Raw genomic sequence first — 20,828 nt, 5'->3', positions numbered from 1 at the left:
TTTATTTAGTAGATAATTAAAAAAGAAAGGTTAAAATATAAAAGACAAATAAATTATAACTATATATTTTAGGTGATATACATATGTTAATGGATTTTAATTTAAACTTAACTCAAGCACAAAAGCTAATTATGACTCAAAATATGCAACTTTCAATAAGAATTTTGCAAATGCCAACCTATGAATTAAGGGAGTATATTGAAAAGGAGTTTTTAGAAAATCCTCTTTTAGAAGCAAATTATGAGAATATAAAAGAGGGAAAAGAAGAAAAAGATAGAATAGAATATAAGGAGTTAATAAAATATTTAGAGTCAGATAACTATGGTTCTCAAAGTTATGGAGAGTATAATGAGGATGAAATATCACCCTTTACCTTTATAAGCAATAAAAAATCCTTAAAGGATTATTTAAAAGAGCAGTTATTAGAACTTCCTATAGAAGATTACATAAGAAGTCTATGCTATTACATGGTAGAATGCTTAGATGAAAAAGGATATTTAGACATAAAGAAAGAAGAAGTTATGGAAGATTTATGCTGTTCTGAGGAATTATATGAAAAAGCACTTTTGATTTTACAAAATTTAGAGCCCTTAGGAATTGGAGCTCGTAATTTAAAGGAATGTTTAAAAATACAGCTTAAAAGAAAAGGTTTATACAATTCTTTTCTAAAAGAAATTATAAATAATCATTTAGATGACTTAGGCGATAATAGATATAAAGTTATATCAAAGGAGTTAGGTATATCTTTAAAGGAGACTCAAAGATATGGAGATATAATAAAATCTTTAGAGCCAAAACCATCTAGAGGTTTTTATACAGGGGAAGAAGTTGGCTTTTTAATTCCAGATGCAGAAATTAGAAAAATTGATGGAGAGTTTTTTGTAATAATGAAGGAGAATACTCTTCCAAGATTATCTATAAATCCAATTTACAAGGAAATATTAAATAAAGATAAAGAAAATAATTATGAAAAGGAATATGTAAAAGAAAAAATAGATAGTGCTTTATTTTTAATTAAAAGCATAGAAAATAGGCAAAATACCTTATATAAAGTTTTAAAGTGTATTTTAAGTAAACAAGAGGAGTACTTTAAAAAGGGTATAAAATATTTAAAGCCAATGACTTTAAAAGATATTGCAAAAGAATTAGATATGCATGAGTCTACGGTTTCAAGGGCTATAAGAGATAAATATATTTTAACAGCTTTAGGAACTATAAAAATAAAGGATTTATTCATAAAGTCCTTAAAAGGTAAAGAGGGAAAAGAAGAAGAGTCTACAGAAAATATAAAGTTAAAAATAGAGGAAATAATAAAGAAGGAAAATAAAGAAAAGCCACTTTCAGACAAAGATATAAGTGATTTTTTAAATGAAAAGGAAAAAATAAAAATTTCAAGAAGAACTGTAGCTAAGTATAGAGAGGAGTTAGGAATTAAAGCCTCTAGTAAAAGAAAAAGATTTTAATTACCTAGGATTTTAACTTGATTTTTAGGGAAAATTTTAATGAAAAAATATAGAGGCTTTTAGGCAGTTACCTATATTTTTTTATATATTTTAAAAAAATAAGAAAAAATTTTCTAAAAACCCTTTAATTTTTTCTTGATATGTTTTATAATAAACATGCGGGACATTTGAGAAGCAAGTGGGACTTAGAATGTCCAAAGGAGTTGTTAAGTTTGCTAGAGATTTTAAAATTGCAAAAGATAATAGTTCCTGAAATGGTTGAACTATTAGTTAAAAGATACAATATAATCAGAACAATTTATTATAATCAGCCAATAGGAAGAAGAGCCTTGGCAAACAATTTAAATTTAGGTGAAAGAATTGTAAGAACAGAAATAGGTTTTTTAAAATCTCAAAACCTTATAGAAATAAACACTCCAGGCATGTCTGTAACTCCAGAGGGAGAATTCATGCTAGAATCTTTAAAAGGATTTATACATGAAATAAAGGGACTATCTAGCCTTGAAAAGAAATTATGTGATATGCTTCATATAAGACGGGTAATTGTTGTTCCAGGAGACTGCAGTGAGGATGAAAATACCATAAAAGAGCTTGGAAAAGCCGCTGCAAATTATTCTAAGAATATCATTAAAGATGGCTATACAATTGCTGTAACTGGAGGAACTACCGTAAAAGAAGTTATAGATGAGTTACCTGATATGGCAAATCTTAAAAATATCTTAGTAGTACCTGCACGAGGTGGTATGGGTAAAAAGGTTGAGACGCAGTCAAATACAATAGCTGCAAATTTAGCTAAAAAGTTAAATGGAACCTATAAAATGTTACATGTCCCAGATAACATAAGCAAAGAAGTTATGGATGCTTTAATGAAGCAAGAGGACATGAAAGAACTTATACAAAATATTAAAAGTGCAGATATGCTAATATATGGTATAGGTCAAGCTAAAAAAATGGCAAACAAAAGAGGAGTTCCTAAAGAAGAAGTTATTAAGCTTTTAGATTTAGGTGCTATAGGAGAAGCTTTAGGTTGCTATTTTAATGATAAATCAGAAGTCGTTTATGTAATGCCAACTTTAGGGGTTGCAATAAATGATTTAAGACAAATAAAAAATCACATAGCTGTAGCTGGAGGAAGAAATAAGGCAGAAGCCATTTTAACTACAGTTTATGGCAATAAAAATGCTGTTCTTATAACTGATGAGGGAGCAGCTGAGGAAATTTTAAAATTTTTAAGTAGAGATGAATAAAAATATATTAAATCTCTAAAAATAACTTTGTTTAAAATATTTTTAAATATTTTATATATAAAAAACAACATCTTTTAGGAGGTATTTATAATGGTAAAAGTAGCTATTAACGGATTTGGAAGAATAGGAAGATTAGCATTAAGATTAATGATCGACAACCCAGAATTTGAGGTTGTAGCAATCAACGACTTAACTGATGCTAAAACTTTAGCACACTTATTCAAATACGATTCAGCACAAGGAAGATTCAATGGTGAAATAGAAGTTAAAGAAGGAGCTTTCGTAGTTAACGGAAAAGAAATCAAAGTAACTGCAAAAAGCAACCCTGCTGAATTACCATGGGGAGAATTAGGAGTAGACGTAGTATTAGAGTGTACTGGATTCTTCGCATCAAAAGAGAAAGCTTCAGCTCACTTAACTGCTGGTGCTAAAAAGGTTGTTATCTCAGCTCCAGCTGGAAATGACTTACCAACAGTTGTTTACAACGTAAACCACAACATATTAGATGGAAGCGAAGATGTTATCTCAGGTGCTTCATGTACAACAAACTGCTTAGCTCCAATGGCTAAAGCTTTAAATGATAACTTCGGATTAAACAAAGGTTTCATGACTACAATCCACGCTTACACTAATGACCAAAATACATTAGATGCTCCACACAAAAAAGGAGATTTAAGAAGAGCTAGAGCTGCTGCAGCTAACATAGTTCCAAACTCAACAGGAGCTGCTAAAGCTATCGGTTTAGTTATCCCAGAATTAGCTGGTAAATTAGACGGAAACGCTCAAAGAGTACCTGTAATAACTGGTTCATTAACTGAGTTAGTTTGTACTTTAGACAAAAAAGTAACAGTTGAAGAAGTAAACGCTGCTATGAAAGCTGCTTCAAACGAATCATTTGGATACACTGAAGATCCAATAGTATCATCAGACGTTATCGGAATAAGCTTCGGATCATTATTCGATGCAACTCAAACTAAGATAATGGAAGTTGACGGACAACAATTAGTTAAAGTTGCTTCATGGTATGACAATGAAGCTTCATACACTAACCAATTAATCAGAACTTTAAAATGCTTAGTTTCTAAGTAATTTTAAAATTAAATATTTAGACTGATTATATAAAGGGTCTGGTTTTATAGTTAAAGCTATGAGGCCAGACTACTTTAACATATAAATGATTTTTCTTTATATTAAAGGTGATTATAAAATATTATTTAAGAGGTGAATATAATGAACTTCAATAAAAAGACTATAGAAGACGTTCAAGTAAAAGGTAAAAAAGTTTTAGTTAGATGTGACTTTAACGTTCCATTAAAAGATGGTGTTATAACTGACGAAAACAGATTAAATGGAGCTATGCCAACTATTAAATATTTAGTTGACAATGGAGCTAAAGTAATCCTTTGCTCACATATGGGTAAACCAAAGGGAGAACCAAAACCAGAATTTTCATTAGCACCTGTAGCTAAGAGATTAAGCGAAATGCTTGGAAAAGAAGTAGTATTTGCAGCTGATGACAATGTTGTTGGTGAAAATGCTAAAAAAGCTGTAGCTGAAATGAAAGATGGAGATGTAGTTTTACTTCAAAACACAAGATACAGAAAAGAAGAAACTAAAAATGGAGAAGAGTTCTCAAAAGAATTAGCTAGCTTAGCTGATATGTTTGTTAATGATGCATTTGGTACTGCACATAGAGCACACTGCTCAACAGTTGGAGTAACTGAGTACTTAAATCCAGCTGTATGTGGATACTTAATTCAAAAAGAACTTAAATTCTTAGGAGATGCTGTAGAAAGTCCTGAGAGACCATTTGTTGCTATCTTAGGTGGAGCTAAAGTTTCAGATAAAATAAATGTTATAAACAACCTTTTAGAAAAAGTTGATACTTTAATAATAGGTGGAGGAATGGCTTATACATTCTTAAAAGCTCAAGGATACACAGTAGGAAGTTCATTAGTAGAAGAAGATAAAGTTGAATACGCTAAAGAAATGTTAGCTAAAGCTAAGGACAAAGGGGTTAAATTATTATTACCTGTAGACCATAGAATAGCTAAAGAATTTAAAGATGTTGAAGCTGTAGTTACTGAGGACCAAAACATTCCTGAAGGATTCATGGGATTAGATATTGGACCAAAAACTGAAGCTATATACGCTGAAGCTATAAAAGATGCTAAAACAGTTATTTGGAACGGACCAATGGGAGTATTCGAATTTGAAAACTTCAACAAAGGAACAATAGCTGTTGCTAAAGCTATGGCTGATTCAAATGCTACTACTATAATAGGTGGTGGAGATTCAGCAGCTGCTGTAAATATCTTAGGCTTTGGTGATAAAATGTCTCACATCTCAACTGGTGGTGGAGCTTCATTAGAATTCTTAGAAGGAAAAGTATTACCAGGAATAGCTGCTTTAAACGATAAATAATTTAAGTTTTAAAGTAGAAAAATTAGATTGAAGTATAAAGATTGTTGTTTTATAAGGTAGGACTAAGTTTAATGAAATTAATTTCATTAAAACTTAGCCCTCTTATGCTAAAGACTTTTAAAAGCTTTTAAGTTTTTTAAGTTCTTTAGAGAAATAATATTTTAGGTATAAAGCCTTATAGTATTATTTAATATTTAAAATATTAATAGAGGTGAATATAGATGAGAACTCCAATAATCGCAGGAAACTGGAAAATGCACTATACAATAGATGAGGCTTTAAAATTAGTTGAAGAATTAAAGCCATTAGTTAAAGATGCTAAATGTGAAGTTGTTGTTTGCCCAACTTTTGTTTGTTTAGATGCTGTTAAAAAAGCTACTGAAGGAACAAACATAAAAGTAGGTGCACAAAACATGCACTTTGAAGAAAAAGGAGCATTCACAGGAGAAATAGCTCCAAGAATGTTAGAAGCTATGAACATAGATTACGTTATAATAGGACATAGCGAAAGAAGAGAATACTTCAACGAAACAGATGAAACTTGCAATAAAAAAGTTAAAGCTGCTTTCATGCATAACTTAACTCCAATCCTTTGCTGTGGAGAAACTTTAGAGCAAAGAGAAAATGGAACTACTAATGAAGTTATAAAAGCTCAAATAACTGCTGATTTAGATGGATTAACTAAAGAGCAAGCTGAAAAAGTTGTTATAGCTTACGAACCAATCTGGGCTATTGGAACTGGAAAAACTGCTACATCAGATCAAGCTAATGAAACAATAGCTGCAATAAGAGCTATGGTTGCTGAAATGTTTGGTAAAGAAGTTGCAGACAAAGTAAGAATCCAATACGGTGGATCAGTTAAGCCTAATACAATAGCTGAGCAAATGGCTAAATCAGACATAGATGGTGCTTTAGTTGGTGGAGCTAGCTTAGTTGCAGATGACTTTGCTAAAATCGTAAACTACTAATCAATATTAGTAATTAAATAGTAGCAATAGGCAAGTAATACCAATTGTCTATTGCTATTGTTTTTTAATTAGGTACACATTATAATAAATGTATAAATAGAAATTTAGTTTTGGAGGGTTATTATGAGTAAAAAACCTGTAATGTTAATGATACTAGATGGATTTGGAATTTCTCCAAATAAAGAAGGTAATGCAGTATTAGCTGCTAAAAAGCCAAATTATGATAGATTATATAATAAATATCCACATACAGAATTACAAGCTTCAGGTTTAGAAGTTGGACTTCCTGAAGGACAAATGGGTAACTCAGAAGTTGGACATTTAAATATAGGTGCTGGTAGAATAATATACCAAGAGTTAACTAGAATAACTAAGGAAATAAAAGAAGGAACTTTCTTCACAAATGAAGCTTTAGTTAAGGCTATGGATGAAGCTAAGGAAAACAACACTTCATTACACTTAATGGGCTTATTATCAAATGGAGGGGTTCACTCTCACATAGACCACTTAAAAGGACTTTTAGAGTTAGCTAAGAAAAAAGGACTTCAAAAAGTTTATGTTCATGCATTTATGGATGGTAGAGATGTTGCTCCTTCATCAGGTAAAGATTTCATTGTTGAATTAGAAAACTTTATGAAAGAACTTGGTGTTGGTGAAATAGCTACTATAAGTGGTAGATATTATGCAATGGATAGAGATAACAGATGGGAAAGAGTACAATTAGCTTATAATGCTATGGTTTTAGGAGAAGGTGAAAAAGCTTCTTCAGCTATAGAAGCTATAGAAAAATCTTATCATGATAACAAGACTGATGAGTTTGTTTTACCTACAGTAATTGAGGAAGATGGACACCCAGTTGCTAGAATTAAAGATGGTGATTCAGTAATATTCTTTAACTTTAGACCAGATAGAGCTAGAGAAATAACTAGAGCTATTGTAGACCCTGAATTTAAAGGCTTTGAAAGAAAGCAATTACATGTAAACTTTGTTTGTATGACTCAATACGACAAGACTTTAGAAGGTGTAGATGTTGCATATAGACCAGAAAGTTATGCAAATACTTTAGGTGAATATGTTGCTTCTAAAGGATTAAATCAATTAAGAATTGCTGAAACTGAAAAGTATGCTCATGTAACTTTCTTCTTTAATGGAGGAGTTGAACAACCAAATCCTAATGAAGATAGAGCATTAATAGCTTCACCAAAGGTTGCTACATATGATCTTAAGCCAGAGATGAGTGCTTATGAAGTAACTGATGAATTATTAAAGAGATTAGATGAAGATAAATATGATATGATTATATTAAACTTTGCTAACCCAGATATGGTAGGACACACAGGTGTTCAAGAGGCAGCTGTTAAGGCTATAGAAGCTGTTGATGAATGTTTAGGAAAGGTTGCAGATAAAGTATTAGAAAAAGATGGTACTTTATTCATAACTGCTGACCATGGTAATGCAGAAGTAATGATAGATTACTCAACTGGTAAACCAATGACAGCTCATACTTCAGACCCTGTACCATTCTTATGGGTATCAAAAGAAGCTGAAGGAAAATCATTAAAATCTGGTGGAAAATTAGCTGATATAGCTCCAACTATGTTAAATGTTATGGGCTTAGAAGTACCAAAAGAAATGACAGGAACTTGTCTTTTAAATAAATAATTTATATAAAGAGGATGTTTTCTAATTAGAAGGCATCTTCTTTTTTATTTATATTAAAAATAAATTATCATTAAAATAATTTTTATATATATAAAATATAAAAGTAAAAATTAAACTCCTGATAAAGTACTACTTTGGAATATTTTATGAAAACATTTAACAGGGAATAGAAAAAGAGGTATAATATATATAAATAAAGTGTTAATAAAATATTAAAATTTATAACTCATAAATTTAAAAGTTTCTTACTTCTTACTGAAGGAACTAACTTTTGATTTATTTGAGCTAATCAAATAACTTAAAAGGAGTTGAGTTTAAATGAAAGAGGAAGGAGCACCAAAAAAATCATTGACACTATTTGGATTTTTTGCTATGACAGCTTCTATGGTAATGGCTGTTTATGAGTATCCAACCTTTGCAACATCTAAATTGCACTTAGTATTTTATTTGCTTTTAGGAGGATTTTTGTGGTTTATCCCAGTTGCATTATGTGCAGCAGAAATGGCTACTGTAGATGGATGGGAAAAAGGTGGTGTTTTTACTTGGACAGGAAAAAACTTAGGTAAAAAATATGGTTTTGCAAATCTGTTTTTTGAGTTTTTTGAAATAACAGTAGGTTTTGTAACAATGATTTACTTTATTTTAGGAGCTTTATCCTATGTTTTTGATTGGCCTGCTTTAAACAGTAATCCACTTATAAAATTTATAGGCGTTTTAGTTATATTTTGGGTTTTAGCTTTATCTCAATTTGGAGGAACAAAATATACTGCTAAAATAGCTAAGATAGGTTTTGTTATAGGAATTCTTCTTCCAGCTGCTATTTTAATAATATTATCTCTTATATATATAGCAAAAGGAAATCCTATATACATATCTAGTAAGGATAAATTAGTTCCAGATTTCTCAAAAATTGATACATTAGTTGTTTTTGTTTCCTTTATATTATCTTATATGGGTGTTGAAGCTTCTGCAACTCATGCAAATGAAATGAAAAATCCTAAAAAGGAATATCCTTTAGCAATGCTTTTATTAGTTATAGTAGCAATTGTTGTAAGTACCTTAGGAGGACTTTCTATAGCAGCAGTTATACCAGAGGATAAGATAAATTTAAGTGCAGGTGTTGTGCAAACCTTTGCAGTTTTATTAGGACACTTTACAGCAAACAATAGAATTTTAGTTAAGATAATAGCCCTTTTACTTGCCTTTGGAGTAATTGCAGAGGTTAGTTCTTGGGTTGTAGGACCTACAAGAGGAATGATTATAGCAGCAGAGGAAGGGGCTATACCAAAATCTTGGGCTAAAACAAATGCACATGACGTACCAGTATATTTAGTTATTGCACAGGGTGTAATAGTTAGTATATGGGCAGCTGTTTTAACCTTTGGAGCTGGTGGAAGTAATCTTTCATTTTTAGCTGCCATGTCTTTAACAGTTGTTATATATTTAAGTGGATATATACTATTTTTTGTAGGATATATAAAAGCTATCTTAGGAGAAGGATTAAAAGGTGCTTATGAAATGCCAGGAGGAAAACCTGTTAAGTTAATTGTTTCTATAGTTGGGCTTTTAACTTCAATATTTGCATTTTTTATATCCTTTGTACCACCAGCATCTATTGCAGGAAGTTTAAGTAAATCCCATGAGTATATGTGGATTCTTATAGTTAGCTATTTAGTTTCTTTAATATTACCTTTTGCAATTTATGACTTATGTCAAAGATATATGCACTCCCATGAACAAAACACTCCCCCTGCTGTCTTAAGACATAAGGATTAAATTTATAAGAAGGTTCTCCTAAATAAGTTTTTAAATTTTCTTTAGGAGAGCCTTTTTTATGAAGTTAAAGAAAAGGATTAATGATAATCATTTTCAATAATGTGATTTAAATCATATTATTAATATTAAAAATACCTTAAAATTAAGGCATAAAATTTATTAGAAAAGTAAAGAATAAAAATAATTGATTATTAACTTGAATTTTCTTAAGGAGGAATTTAAAGATGAAACAATATATAGAAATAATTGACGTTGTAGCAAGACAAATCTTAGATTCAAGATGCTTTCCAACTGTAGAGGTTGAAGTTTATCTAGAAGATGGAACAGTAGGAAGAGCTGCAGTACCTTCAGGAGCTTCAACTGGTATATATGAAGCTGTAGAGTTAAGAGATGGAGATAAGGAAAAATATTTAGGAAAAGGCGTTGAAAAAGCAGTAGAAAATGTTAATGATACTATTGCAGAGGAAATAATAGGACTAAATGTATTAGACCAAGCCTACATAGATAAAACTCTTATAGAATTAGATGGAACTCAAAATAAAGGTAAATTAGGTGCTAATGCAATCTTAGGAGTTTCTTTAGCTGTAGCACAAGCGGCTGCTAATTATCTAGGACTTCCTCTATATCAATATATTGGAGGAGTAAATGCTAAGGTGTTACCAGTTCCTATGATGAATATTATAAATGGAGGAAGTCATGCTGATAACTCTGTAGATATTCAAGAATTTATGATTATGCCAGTTGGTTTTGATTGCTTTGAAAGAGCAGTTAGAGCTTGTGCAGAAGTTTACCATGCTTTAAAGAAAACTTTAAATGAAAAAGGATATTCAACTGGTGTTGGTGATGAAGGTGGTTTTGCTCCAAACTTAAAATCAAATGCAGAGGCAATTGAAGTTATTTTAGAAGCAATTGAAAAAGCTGGTTATGAACCAGGTAAAGAGTTCTTTATAGCAATAGATGCAGCTTCTTCAGAATACTATAAAGATGGAAAATATGTTTTAGAGCATGAAGGAAAAACTTTAACAGCTCATGAAATGGTTGATTTCTTTGAAGATTGGGTTAATAAATATCCTATAATCTCTATTGAAGATGGTATGGCAGAAGAGGACTGGGAAGGCTGGAAGTTAATGACTGAAAGACTTGGCAAAAAAGTTCAATTAGTTGGTGATGATTTATTTGTTACAAATACAGAAAGATTAAAAACAGGTATAGAAAAAGGAATTGCTAACTCAATTCTTATAAAACTTAACCAAATAGGAACTTTAACAGAAACTTTAAATGCCATTGAAATGGCTAATAGAGCTGGCTATACAGCTGTAGTTTCTCATAGATCTGGAGAAACTGAAGATACAACTATAGCAGATTTAGTTGTTGCAGTTAATGCAGGTCAAATAAAAACAGGTGCTCCTGCTAGAAGTGAAAGAGTAGCTAAGTACAATCAATTAATAAGAATAAATGAAGAATTAGGTGAAGTAGCAGAATATAGAGGAAGAAAAGCCTTCTTTAACTTAAAATAATAAATAATAAAAAACTCCTAAGTTTTTAGGAGTTTTTTTATTTTCTAAAATATAAAGCTTTTAAAAAGAAAGAGTATTTTATTTATATACTTTAGAAAATATTATCTTAAATAATATACTCGTAAATGATTATAAAAATAAAAATAATTAAAGTATATAATATGATTTATTATATAAAAGTTATACACTTAAGTATATAAATATTGTAAATTTTTAATTGGTGTGATATGATAAGTGCATGGAATTATGCAACTATACAAAGCTTAGGAGGTTTTCTTATGAACACATTTTTAGTAGTGGTCCAAACTATTTTAGCTATAGTAATTTTGGTTTCAATAATGATGCAACCAAGTAAAGCAGATGCCTTAAGTGGATTGATTCAAGGAAGTCAAAACAGCTTCTTTTCAAGAAATAAGGGTAGAACAAGAGAGGCTAGACTTATGAAAATTACAGTTATAGCTTCTATATTATTTGCTCTAAATACCCTAGCTATAAATTTAGTTAAATAGTTATTTTTTGGCCACCCATAAAAGAAAGGGTGGCTTTTAAATTATATTGGTTTAAATTTCCTTAAATTAAAGAGAACTTTTAAACATATTATATTACTATAATAAATAAGTTCTTATAAGGAGAAAAAATTAATTTAAAAATTAAGTGTAGTTAAGAAAAGCTTTTTAAAGCAAAATATAAAGTTGCCTTTAAATCTATATATAGAACGGAGGAAAAAGCATGAAAATAAAAGATATAATTTTAGGCTTTATGAAAGAAGAAGCCTATAGACCTATGACCATGTTAGAACTATCAAAGATATTTAACATAAATAAAGCTGAATATAAACAATTTAAGAAGGTCTTTAAGGCACTAGAACAAGAGGGACTAATAGCTAGAGATGAGGAAGATAAATTTGCTTTAATAGATAGAGCTGGTTTAATACCTGGAAAAATGCAAATACATCAAAAAGGCTTTGGTTTTTTAATACCAGAGGAAGAAGGATTAAAAGATGTATTTATTCCTAAAAACTCTTTAAATGGTGCTATGAACGGAGATAGAGTTTTAGGTAAGGTTGTAAAGGAAAGCCAAGAAGGAAAAAGACGCGAAGGGGAAGTTGTAAGAATAACTGAAAGAGTTAATAAAAAAATAATAGGAATATATGAAGATAACAAGAGTTTTGGTTTTGTTCTACCACAGGACCAGAGAATACAAAATGATATATTCATATCTAAAAAAGATAGAAATGGAGCTAAAAAAGGCAATGTAGTTGTTGTTGAAATAACTAAGTGGCCAGATGGTAGAAGAAAAAATCCTGAAGGAGTAGTAGTAGAAATATTAGGCAATAGAGGAGATTTAGGTCTAGATATTATAACTGTTATTAAAAAGTATGCTCTTCCTGAAGAATTCCCACCTCAAGTTTTAGCCTTTGCAGAAGAAATTCCAGAGGAAATCCCAGATGCAGAAATAAAAAGAAGAACAGATTTAAGAGATTTAAAAATGGTTACTATAGATGGAGAAGATGCTAAGGATTTAGATGATGCTGTATCTATTGAAAAACTTCAAAATGGAAACTATAAATTAGGAGTTCATATTGCAGATGTAACTCACTATGTAAAAGAAAATAATCCTTTAGATAAGGAAGCTTTTAAAAGAGCTACTTCTGTTTATCTAGTAGATAGAGTTATTCCAATGCTTCCTAAAAAACTTTCAAATGGAATATGTTCTTTAAATCCACAGGTAGATAGACTTACTTTAAGTTGTTTTATGGAAATAGATAAGAAAGGAAAAGTAGTTAATCATTCTATTCATGAAAGTGTAATTAGAACTAATGAGAGAATGACTTATACTGACGTAACTAAAATTTTAAGAGATAAGGATAAAGAGTTAATAGAAAGATACAAAGATTTAGTAGAAGATTTTAAGGATATGGAAGAACTTTGTAAAATATTAAATAAAAGAAGAATGGGCAGAGGAGCTATTGACTTTGAATTTGCAGAGAGCAAAATAATTTTAGATGAAAAAGGAAAGCCAATAGAAATAAAACCTTATGAAAGAGCCATAGCTAATAGAATTATAGAGGAATTTATGCTAGTTTGTAATGAAACTATAGCAGAGGCTATGCATGAAGTTGAGGTTCCTTTTGTTTATAGAGTGCATGAAGAACCTGATAATGAAAAACTTCAAAGATTTAAAAACTTTGCTTATAGCTTAGGATATTCCTTTAATTTTGGAGAGGTTATAGAACCTTCTGATTTACAAAAGGTTGTAGAAGAGGTTAAGGGTAAAGATGAAGAACTTGTAATAAATACCTTACTTTTAAGAAGTATGATGCAAGCTAAATATTCTCCTGAATGTTTAGGACATTTTGGTTTAGCAGCTGAATATTATTGTCATTTTACTTCTCCAATTAGAAGATACCCAGATTTACAAATTCATAGAATTATAAAGGAATATATAAATAAAAAAATTGATGCAAAAAGAAGTAAGAAGCTTTTAAATATTGTAGATTCTGCATCTAAGCAATCTTCAGAAATGGAAAGAATTGCACAGGAAGCTGAGAGAGAAACAAATGACCTTAAAAAAGCTGAGTATATGAAAGACAGAATTGGAGAAGTATTTGATGGTATTATATCTTCAGTTACTGGTTTTGGAGCCTTTGTAGAACTTCCAAATACTATAGAAGGTCTTGTGCATGTAACAAGCTTTAGAGATGATTATTATATTTATGATGAAGAAAATCTCCAATTAATAGGTGAGAGAACTAAGAAAGTTTATAAACTTGGAGAAAAGGTTAAAGTTCTTTGTTCAAGAGTAGAGATGGATACTAGAGAAGTTTATTTTGAAATAGTTGAAGATAAATATATTTTAGAGAAAAAAGAAGCTGAAACTAAGAAAAGAGAAACTTTATTAGAAGAAGTTAAGAAAAGTCTTGAAAAAGAAGGTAAGGTTGAAATTATAGAACCTAGAGAGGCAACAGCAGAGGAAGAACTTTAAAAAGTTATAAAACTTTATAATAAGCCTTTATATTTAAAATAGACCTCTTTTTTATTTAGTATTAAAATTAGTAATATAGGATAGATTTTAATCATTAAAGAGACTACTTTTAGGAAAAGCTTTATTAATTTACATTTAAATAGTAAATATGTTAAAATAATAAGCAAAGAGAGAAAATAAGAGGTCTTTTGCTTTTTAAAGTAAAAAATCCTTTTAATATAACCATAGTAGGTGAGATGTATGGCAAAGAGAAAAGACAATAAAACATTAGCAGAAAATAGAAAAGCTAGACATGATTACTTTGTAGATGAAGCTATGGAAGCTGGTATAGCTTTAGTTGGAACAGAGGTTAAGTCTATTAGAAATGGAAGAGTAAATTTAAAGGATTGTTATGCAGATATAAATAATGGAGAAATATTTATAAATAATATGCACATAAGTCCTTATGAGCAGGGAAATATATTTAATGTTGACCCTTTAAGAAAGAGAAAGCTTCTTCTACATAAAAGTGAAATTCAAAGATTAATAGGAATAGTTCAGCAACAAGGGGTTGCTTTAATCCCTCTTTCTTTATATTTAAAAAATGGAAGAGTTAAGGTTAATCTAGGAGTTTGTAGAGGTAAGAAAAATTACGATAAAAGAGATTCTATGCTTGAAAAGGCTCATAAAAGAGAGATGGACAGACAGCTTAAGGAAAGAAATAGATATTAATTTTTCTTTGAAAAAGCACTTAAAAGATTTAAAGGTCTTTTAAGTGCTTTTTATAAATTAAATTATTTTTTTAATTAATATTTTTTAAGTATCTTTAGAATCTAAAAGTTCTTTAAATTTTGAAAAGAACTTTAGGTTTGTCATCATATCATCTTTAAGAGCTACTTCTTTTAAAGAAGGAGAATGAGTAAAGGTTCTTTCTAAATAATAAAAAGCATTGTCAAAATCCTTTTGCATAGAGTAGACTTGTGCTTTGTGATAAAAGGCCATGAAATTATAAGGGGAAAAACTTAAAACCTTGTCTAAATTGACTAAGGCCTTATCATACTTTTCTAGGTAAATAAGAACCTTTGCATATTCAAAATAATAGTTTTCTTCTTTTTTCTCTAAGTGCAAAGCTTTTTCATACATTTTTGCACTTTTATTATAATTACCTAAAAGAAAATAACATTCACCTAATTTTTTATAAACTAAATGATTAGATTTATCTAGTTTAAGAAAGTCCTCTAAACAGTTAATGCATAAAAAGTATTCTTCTTTTCCAAATAAAGAAGAGGCTTTACCAAAGATTGCTTCTTTATAGGGCCTATAAATGTCTAAAGTCTTATTAAAAAAATAAAGAGCCTTGTCATAATCCTTAAATTCATTATAGTAGTATCCTTTAAGGTTTAAAGAATAAGGGTCTAGAGGGTCTATCTCTAAAGCTTTATCAACATATTCTAAAGCTCTATTATAAAGTTTTAGGTCAAAATAAACATAGGCTATGTTACATAAAAAGGATACATCATATTCTTCTTCTTTTATACTTTTTAAAGCTTCTATACAGGCTTCATAGGCCTTAGAAAATTCCTTTTCTTTTCTTAAGATAAGTATTTTAAAGGTATGAAAATATAAAGGTTCTAAATCTTCCTTATACATTTCTAAAATATAGTAGGCCATTTTATACTTTTTTGCATTATAATATCTTTCTACTCTTGCTTCTTTAATATTTTCATTTGTTTGTATTAAATATAATATTATAATTACGGCTAAAATACATAGAGGTATAATACTTAAGGATTTAAGGGAATTCATTTTTATCTCCTACATATTTATTTAATATATTATATAAAGAATTTATAAAAATGATTACATGTATAGAGATAATAAGTTATAATAAAATTAAATGGAAATAGGTTTTTCCATTATGATATAATAAAGTTATTAACTATAAATTAATAGTAAGAAAGGATGTAACCAAAAATGGAACTATTAAAAGATAAGATAAAAAAAGAAGGAAGAGTTACAGAAGATAATATTTTAATGGTTGATTCTTTTTTAAATCACCAAATGGATGTAGAATTTTTTAATGAAGTAGGGAAAGAATTTAAAGATAGATTTAAAAATGATAAAGTAGATAAAATCCTTACAATTGAATCTACAGGAATCGCCTTAGGAATAATAACTGCACAATATTTTGATAATGTGCCTGTTGTATTTGGTAAAAAAATTGAAAGATTGCCAAGAAACAAAAGAGAGGAAGTATTTCATTCAGAGGTTTATTCCTTTACTAAAAAAACAATATATAATGTAGTGGTTGATAAAAAGTTTATAAAACCAGGAGAAAAAATTCTTATAGTTGATGATTTTTTAGCAAATGCTTGTGCAGTTTTTGGCTTAATAGATGTTGTTAAACAAGCAGGAGCTGAAGTTGTTGGAGTTGGAATAGTTATAGAAAAAGGTTTCCAAAATGGAAGAACTCACCTAGAGGAAAAGGGAATAAGAGTTGAATCTTTAGTTACTATAGATAAGATAGAAGATGGGGAAGTTTACTTTAAGTAAATTTAATATTTAATCCTTAAGAAAATTATATTATTATAAAGAAAACAAAAGATGAAAAGTTTTAATTTAGGTAAATTTAACCATTGATATTTTTATGATAATTATGTATTATATAAATTGTCTGTTTTAAAGTGTTGAAAAGTTAATTAATTAGTCAAGGAATTATCTCTTACAAACAAAAATATATGTCCCTTGACTAAATTAATTAATTGATATATAATTAAAAAAGTAAATTTGTTACTATTATAACTTAAAAATTAAATATGGAATTTTTAGCGTTTAGACCATATTATCTCATATAAGGGGGCGTTTTGGCTTCGACGGGGGTAAGATGGGTTTGATAAGCGAGTCGAGGGAAGCATGGTGCCTCGATAATAAAGTATGCATTAAAGATAAACGCAGAAGATAATTTTGCATTAGCAGCTTAATTTAGCGCTGCTCATCCTTCCTCAATTGCCCACGGTTGAGAGTAAGGGTGTCATTTAAAAGTGGGGAACCGAGCTTAGCAAAGCTTTGAGCTAGGAACGGAATTTATGAAGCTTACCAAGAAGAAAGTTTGTCTGTGGACGTTCTTTGAGGGAATTTTAAAACACAAGACTACACTCGTAGAAAGTCTTACTGGTCTGCTTTCGGACACGGGTTCGACACCCGTCGCCTCCACCATGAAACCCTCGACAATACAGAAATGTTTTATCGAGGGTTATTTACTTTAAAATTAATATCCAATATGAAACTCTCGACATATAGAAAGAGGTTGTCGAGAGTTATTTTTATAGTAGATAGTAATATTTCTTAAATTGTTAATTAATATTTAAATTAAAATTTTATTTTATAATAAAAGAACTAATATTAGATAATATATTAGTTCTTTTATAGAAAGATTTAGTTTGAAATAGTTTTACTAAATCTAAGTCGTTTAATATAATTCTCCATAAAAAGCCAGTCTGGACAACCATTCTTTATAGGAAGTTTAATTGTTGTATTTAATATTAATTCATTAGACCACTTTCTATTATAATTATATCTGAAACGTTCCTGTTCGATTATTACTTTTAAGAAAATAGCTATAAAAGTATTAATATCAAATTTAGGAGATAGGATTGCAATATCTGAGGTAGCTAAAAAGTCAGATTCTTGATAAAACACATATCCTACACTACCATTTTTATTTAAGGTTAGTACGTTACCTTTATTATTAGCACATAAACCAGAATAACAGGAGATACCATTATTAGATTCTGTTGATGAAACTAAAGGAGTTTTGCCATTAACCAATTTTGCTTTGTTTATCAGTGTACTTTTAACAGGCACTAAGTCAAATAAATCACTTATTTTAAAAGTACCGAAGGTAGAAAAATCTAAATCGCTAACAGGTTCATTTTTAAATGGCAAAGTGAAGTCAGGTATAGAACTTATTGATTTTACCCATTCAGGAACAGTATCAGGAAGTTCAAGTAAAGCAAGTGTTCTATTTGCTTGTCTGTTATAACTATATCTAAATCTATTACATTTAATACATTGACAGTAATAGATTTTTTCGGCAAGAGTCATATCCGGATTTTTTGGGGTTAGCACCATAACATGGTATCCAGTATAGAAATCAAATGGTTGAACAAATGCTTCTAATACATTACTCCCGCTTAATGCTACAGATATACATCCAGCTTTAAAAGGTTCTAATGAATTAATACGCTTTACAAATGAAGAGACTCCATTATTACTACCTACTCTAGATATAAAAGCAATATCTTGAGAGGAAGTATCTAATGCATTTAAAGCAAGCCCATTACCTGAATCACAATAAAATATATCTTGAACTTTAGCCACTATTCATTACCTCCGTTATGGGTTATTTTAAAGATAGAGTAGTTTTTTAAAGCCTCCTCAAAAATAGACTTAGTTACTTTACTATAATCTGTTTCTAAATAAGGTTCAGCTAACCATTCATCATCTTTAGTAACAGAATATAAAATGCTAGTGCCTTTAATTTCACGTTTATATTTGAACATATCAACCCAAGAGTCTTTAATATTGCTCCATAAGTTATTTATATCATAACGTCCATGTGTTTTAGTTTTTATAAAACCGTCATCTTTCCAATAACCAAACCATGTTTTATATCCTTTTGGATGAGGCTGACCGGCTTTGAAAACCATAATACATGTTACTATACCTACTGGGTCAAATAACGTATCTGGCATACTCATTACTGCTTCGAGTGTATGTGATTGTAGTAGTCTATCTTTAAGAGCTGAATTACCAGTTGCACATGAAACTGGTACTATGGCTATACCTATACCACCGGTAACTAAACAATCTAGATTAAGTTTTATATACTCCAATTCGTGAAGGTCTTCACCCTTTTGATTGTAAGGGGGATTAAGATTACCAATTCTACATTTTAATGCTGTAAGTGTAGATTTAATATTGAAAGAATTTCCTAATATAACATGTTTAGTACTAATACCTCTTAAAATCATATTAAACATACATAATGTGAACATATGAGGTTGTTGCTCTACAGCTACAATGGTATTTTTCCTTATAGTTTCTTTTAAAGCTTCATTATCACCAGCTTTTTCAAGAAGATAATTAATATTGCTTATAGGAAATCCTCCGGTACCAGTACAGGTATCAAGCATTTTATCAGATGGTGATATATCAGCTAATTCAGCAAACAGCTCAGTAATATGTTTAGGGGTTAATACTATTCCAAGAGCTTTTTTATCTCCACCTGTATATCTTAGAAATTCACCATAGAATTCGCCTAATACATCATAACCACCATCTATTTTCATAAGTGGAAGAATCTTTTCCTCTAATTTATGAACTATATACAATAAAGGTCTAAAACGCTTAAATTCTAGCAGAGATTCTTTTGCTTCCTCTTTTATCCTAGTTTGAGTTTTAGGGTCTAAAGCTAATTTAATTTCTGGAGTTAATGTTAATGATACATTTTTATTTATTTCAGGATGGATTTGGATAAAGTTATAAACTTGTTTCATAATTTCACGTTTTTCTAAGGGTATCATTAATTCCGGTCTTTGTAAAATAATTTGAACGTTTGAACAGATTTGCTGAGCTAATTCCATATCTGTTACATAATCTCTGTAAGAATTATTAAATCCATTTGACTCCATAGCTAAAAGAATTGCACCTATTAATAATGGTTTTTCATTTTCAGCTAATTTAATATAATCTCTTAAGTCATTATGAATTTCTTTAGAAAATGATATAAGTTCAGCTCTTTTCATTTTACTATACTCGTGGTCATTTCTAATTATCTTTTTGTAGTTATCCATAGTTAGCAATTCATTAGATTCTATTTTTCTTATTTCAGATATATTATTAATACCTTTAGGTAAGAAAAAATTTGAAATTTTAAAATTATCTTTAGATTTACCACTAATAGCTATACCTATAACATTAAAGTCCTTGCTTAAAAAAGACATATAATGAATAACTCCATCGACTGCATAATCAACTGGCTTATCTCTATTAATACTTTCATGTAATGATTCATCACCTTTAATTTCAGTGACAATAACTAAATCGTTAATACCAAGTTCAGTTATGATATGTTCTGGCTCACCTCTTTCACCGGTACCTTTTTTGCTAGCTTTAGATAGAGCTTTATCTATAAAAGGATTTTCACTTCTTCTTGGTTCAATCAAAATATTATTACTCTTAACGAACCCCTTTTCTTCTAAAAGCTTATCTACAATTTTTTCAGTTTTACTTTCATTTATACGTTTCTTCATATATACCCTCCATTAATAATTCATAAATATATCATAACACAAATGAGACTGTAGTGCAATGTGAAAAAAGCATAAAAATCTAAAAGAGGTGATAGTGTGATTGTTATAAAAAAATACGATGACTTAATAAGCGAATTACAGAAAGATATCAATGATGAATTAATCCAATTTATAAGATATAAATTGGATTTGTTGTATATAAACTATGAAAAGAATGAAGATTTTTTTAATATAGGAATAAGTAAAATAATAATAATTAAAGAAGAAAAAGATTTACAGTTAATAAATAAGATATTTAAACATAAAAAATGGGTTGATAAATTAATCATTGGTGAAAATAGTTATTTAAATATTTGTATTGAAACTGATAGTAATTATGTAATTGATATATATTATTTAGAACGTATTGGGGAATTAAGACTTTAGGATAGAATTGTATTATTAGTGGGGTATATATGAGAAAGCATATAGTAAAAATTATAAATATATATTA

At 29.3% G+C, this 20,828-nt stretch carries 16 protein-coding genes and 1 other RNA gene; 14 read left to right on the top strand and 3 right to left on the bottom strand.

What is annotated here, in order from left to right; genetic code table 11:
* The first annotated feature begins 83 nt into the window (after positions 1–83).
* The 11 genes from rpoN (at position 84) to smpB (ending at position 14,753) form a co-directional block, all read left to right on the top strand.
* The gene (gene rpoN, locus AC4FRL_RS02890) at positions 84–1,463 is read left to right on the top strand and encodes an RNA polymerase factor sigma-54 (RefSeq protein WP_491138591.1); all 1,380 of its coding nucleotides are present in this window, start codon (positions 84–86) and stop codon (positions 1,461–1,463) included.
* Between the two features lie 212 nt (positions 1,464–1,675).
* On the top strand, positions 1,676–2,710 hold the full coding sequence (locus AC4FRL_RS02885) for a sugar-binding transcriptional regulator (RefSeq protein WP_491139517.1): 1,035 nt from the start codon (positions 1,676–1,678) through the stop codon (positions 2,708–2,710).
* Between the two features lie 90 nt (positions 2,711–2,800).
* Positions 2,801–3,799, top strand: a complete 999-nt coding sequence (gap, locus tag AC4FRL_RS02880; RefSeq protein ID WP_491138589.1) for a type I glyceraldehyde-3-phosphate dehydrogenase — start codon at positions 2,801–2,803, stop codon at positions 3,797–3,799.
* A gap of 141 nt (positions 3,800–3,940) precedes the next feature.
* A complete protein-coding gene (locus AC4FRL_RS02875; protein ID WP_491138588.1) occupies positions 3,941–5,134 on the top strand; it encodes a phosphoglycerate kinase in 1,194 nt (397 codons plus the stop codon).
* Positions 5,135–5,355: 221 nt separating this feature from the next.
* The gene (gene tpiA / locus AC4FRL_RS02870; RefSeq protein ID WP_491138586.1) at positions 5,356–6,102 is read left to right on the top strand and encodes a triose-phosphate isomerase; all 747 of its coding nucleotides are present in this window, start codon (positions 5,356–5,358) and stop codon (positions 6,100–6,102) included.
* Between the two features lie 123 nt (positions 6,103–6,225).
* On the top strand, positions 6,226–7,764 hold the full coding sequence (gpmI, locus tag AC4FRL_RS02865) for a 2,3-bisphosphoglycerate-independent phosphoglycerate mutase (RefSeq protein ID WP_491138585.1): 1,539 nt from the start codon (positions 6,226–6,228) through the stop codon (positions 7,762–7,764).
* 318 nt (positions 7,765–8,082) lie between these two features.
* Positions 8,083–9,540 carry a glutamate/gamma-aminobutyrate antiporter gene (gene gadC, locus AC4FRL_RS02860; protein ID WP_491138584.1) on the top strand — a complete coding sequence of 486 codons (1,458 nt, stop codon included), beginning with the start codon at positions 8,083–8,085 and terminating at the stop codon, positions 9,538–9,540.
* Positions 9,541–9,764: 224 nt separating this feature from the next.
* The gene (eno, locus tag AC4FRL_RS02855) at positions 9,765–11,057 is read left to right on the top strand and encodes a phosphopyruvate hydratase (protein ID WP_491138583.1); all 1,293 of its coding nucleotides are present in this window, start codon (positions 9,765–9,767) and stop codon (positions 11,055–11,057) included.
* Positions 11,058–11,335: 278 nt separating this feature from the next.
* Positions 11,336–11,566: a preprotein translocase subunit SecG gene (gene secG, locus AC4FRL_RS02850; protein ID WP_491138581.1), complete on the top strand. Its 231-nt coding sequence runs from the start codon at positions 11,336–11,338 to the stop codon at positions 11,564–11,566.
* A gap of 220 nt (positions 11,567–11,786) precedes the next feature.
* Positions 11,787–14,042 carry a ribonuclease R gene (rnr, locus tag AC4FRL_RS02845; RefSeq protein WP_491138579.1) on the top strand — a complete coding sequence of 752 codons (2,256 nt, stop codon included), beginning with the start codon at positions 11,787–11,789 and terminating at the stop codon, positions 14,040–14,042.
* A 240-nt stretch (positions 14,043–14,282) separates the two neighbouring features.
* Positions 14,283–14,753: an SsrA-binding protein SmpB gene (smpB, locus tag AC4FRL_RS02840; protein ID WP_491138578.1), complete on the top strand. Its 471-nt coding sequence runs from the start codon at positions 14,283–14,285 to the stop codon at positions 14,751–14,753.
* A gap of 84 nt (positions 14,754–14,837) precedes the next feature.
* On the opposite strand, the gene AC4FRL_RS02835 is transcribed toward smpB, so the two are convergent.
* Positions 14,838–15,827, bottom strand: a complete 990-nt coding sequence (locus AC4FRL_RS02835) for a tetratricopeptide repeat protein (protein WP_491138577.1) — start codon at positions 15,825–15,827, stop codon at positions 14,838–14,840.
* 168 nt (positions 15,828–15,995) lie between these two features.
* Here AC4FRL_RS02835 and AC4FRL_RS02830 point away from each other — a divergent pair, with 168 nt between their 5' ends.
* Positions 15,996–16,574, top strand: coding sequence for a xanthine phosphoribosyltransferase (locus AC4FRL_RS02830; RefSeq protein ID WP_491138576.1), 579 nt, complete (start codon positions 15,996–15,998; stop codon positions 16,572–16,574).
* Positions 16,575–16,876: 302 nt separating this feature from the next.
* Positions 16,877–17,237, top strand: a transfer-messenger RNA (tmRNA) gene (gene ssrA / locus AC4FRL_RS02825).
* Positions 17,238–17,456: 219 nt separating this feature from the next.
* On the opposite strand, the gene AC4FRL_RS02820 is transcribed toward ssrA, so the two are convergent.
* Positions 17,457–18,401, bottom strand: coding sequence for a restriction endonuclease subunit S (locus tag AC4FRL_RS02820; protein ID WP_491138575.1), 945 nt, complete (start codon positions 18,399–18,401; stop codon positions 17,457–17,459).
* On the bottom strand, positions 18,401–20,335 hold the full coding sequence (locus tag AC4FRL_RS02815; RefSeq protein WP_491138574.1) for an HsdM family class I SAM-dependent methyltransferase: 1,935 nt from the start codon (positions 20,333–20,335) through the stop codon (positions 18,401–18,403). The genes AC4FRL_RS02820 and AC4FRL_RS02815 overlap by 1 nt, the downstream gene beginning before the upstream one ends.
* A 96-nt stretch (positions 20,336–20,431) precedes the next feature.
* Between AC4FRL_RS02815 and AC4FRL_RS02810 the strand changes: the two genes are divergently transcribed.
* Positions 20,432–20,761 carry a hypothetical protein gene (locus tag AC4FRL_RS02810; RefSeq protein ID WP_491138573.1) on the top strand — a complete coding sequence of 110 codons (330 nt, stop codon included), beginning with the start codon at positions 20,432–20,434 and terminating at the stop codon, positions 20,759–20,761.
* Positions 20,762–20,828 lie beyond the last annotated feature (67 nt).

Source organism: Clostridium sp. TJA032 (assembly GCF_058310275.1).
The sequence above is the reverse complement of the archived record's forward strand: the minus strand, read 5'-3'. Positions and strand labels throughout refer to the sequence as shown.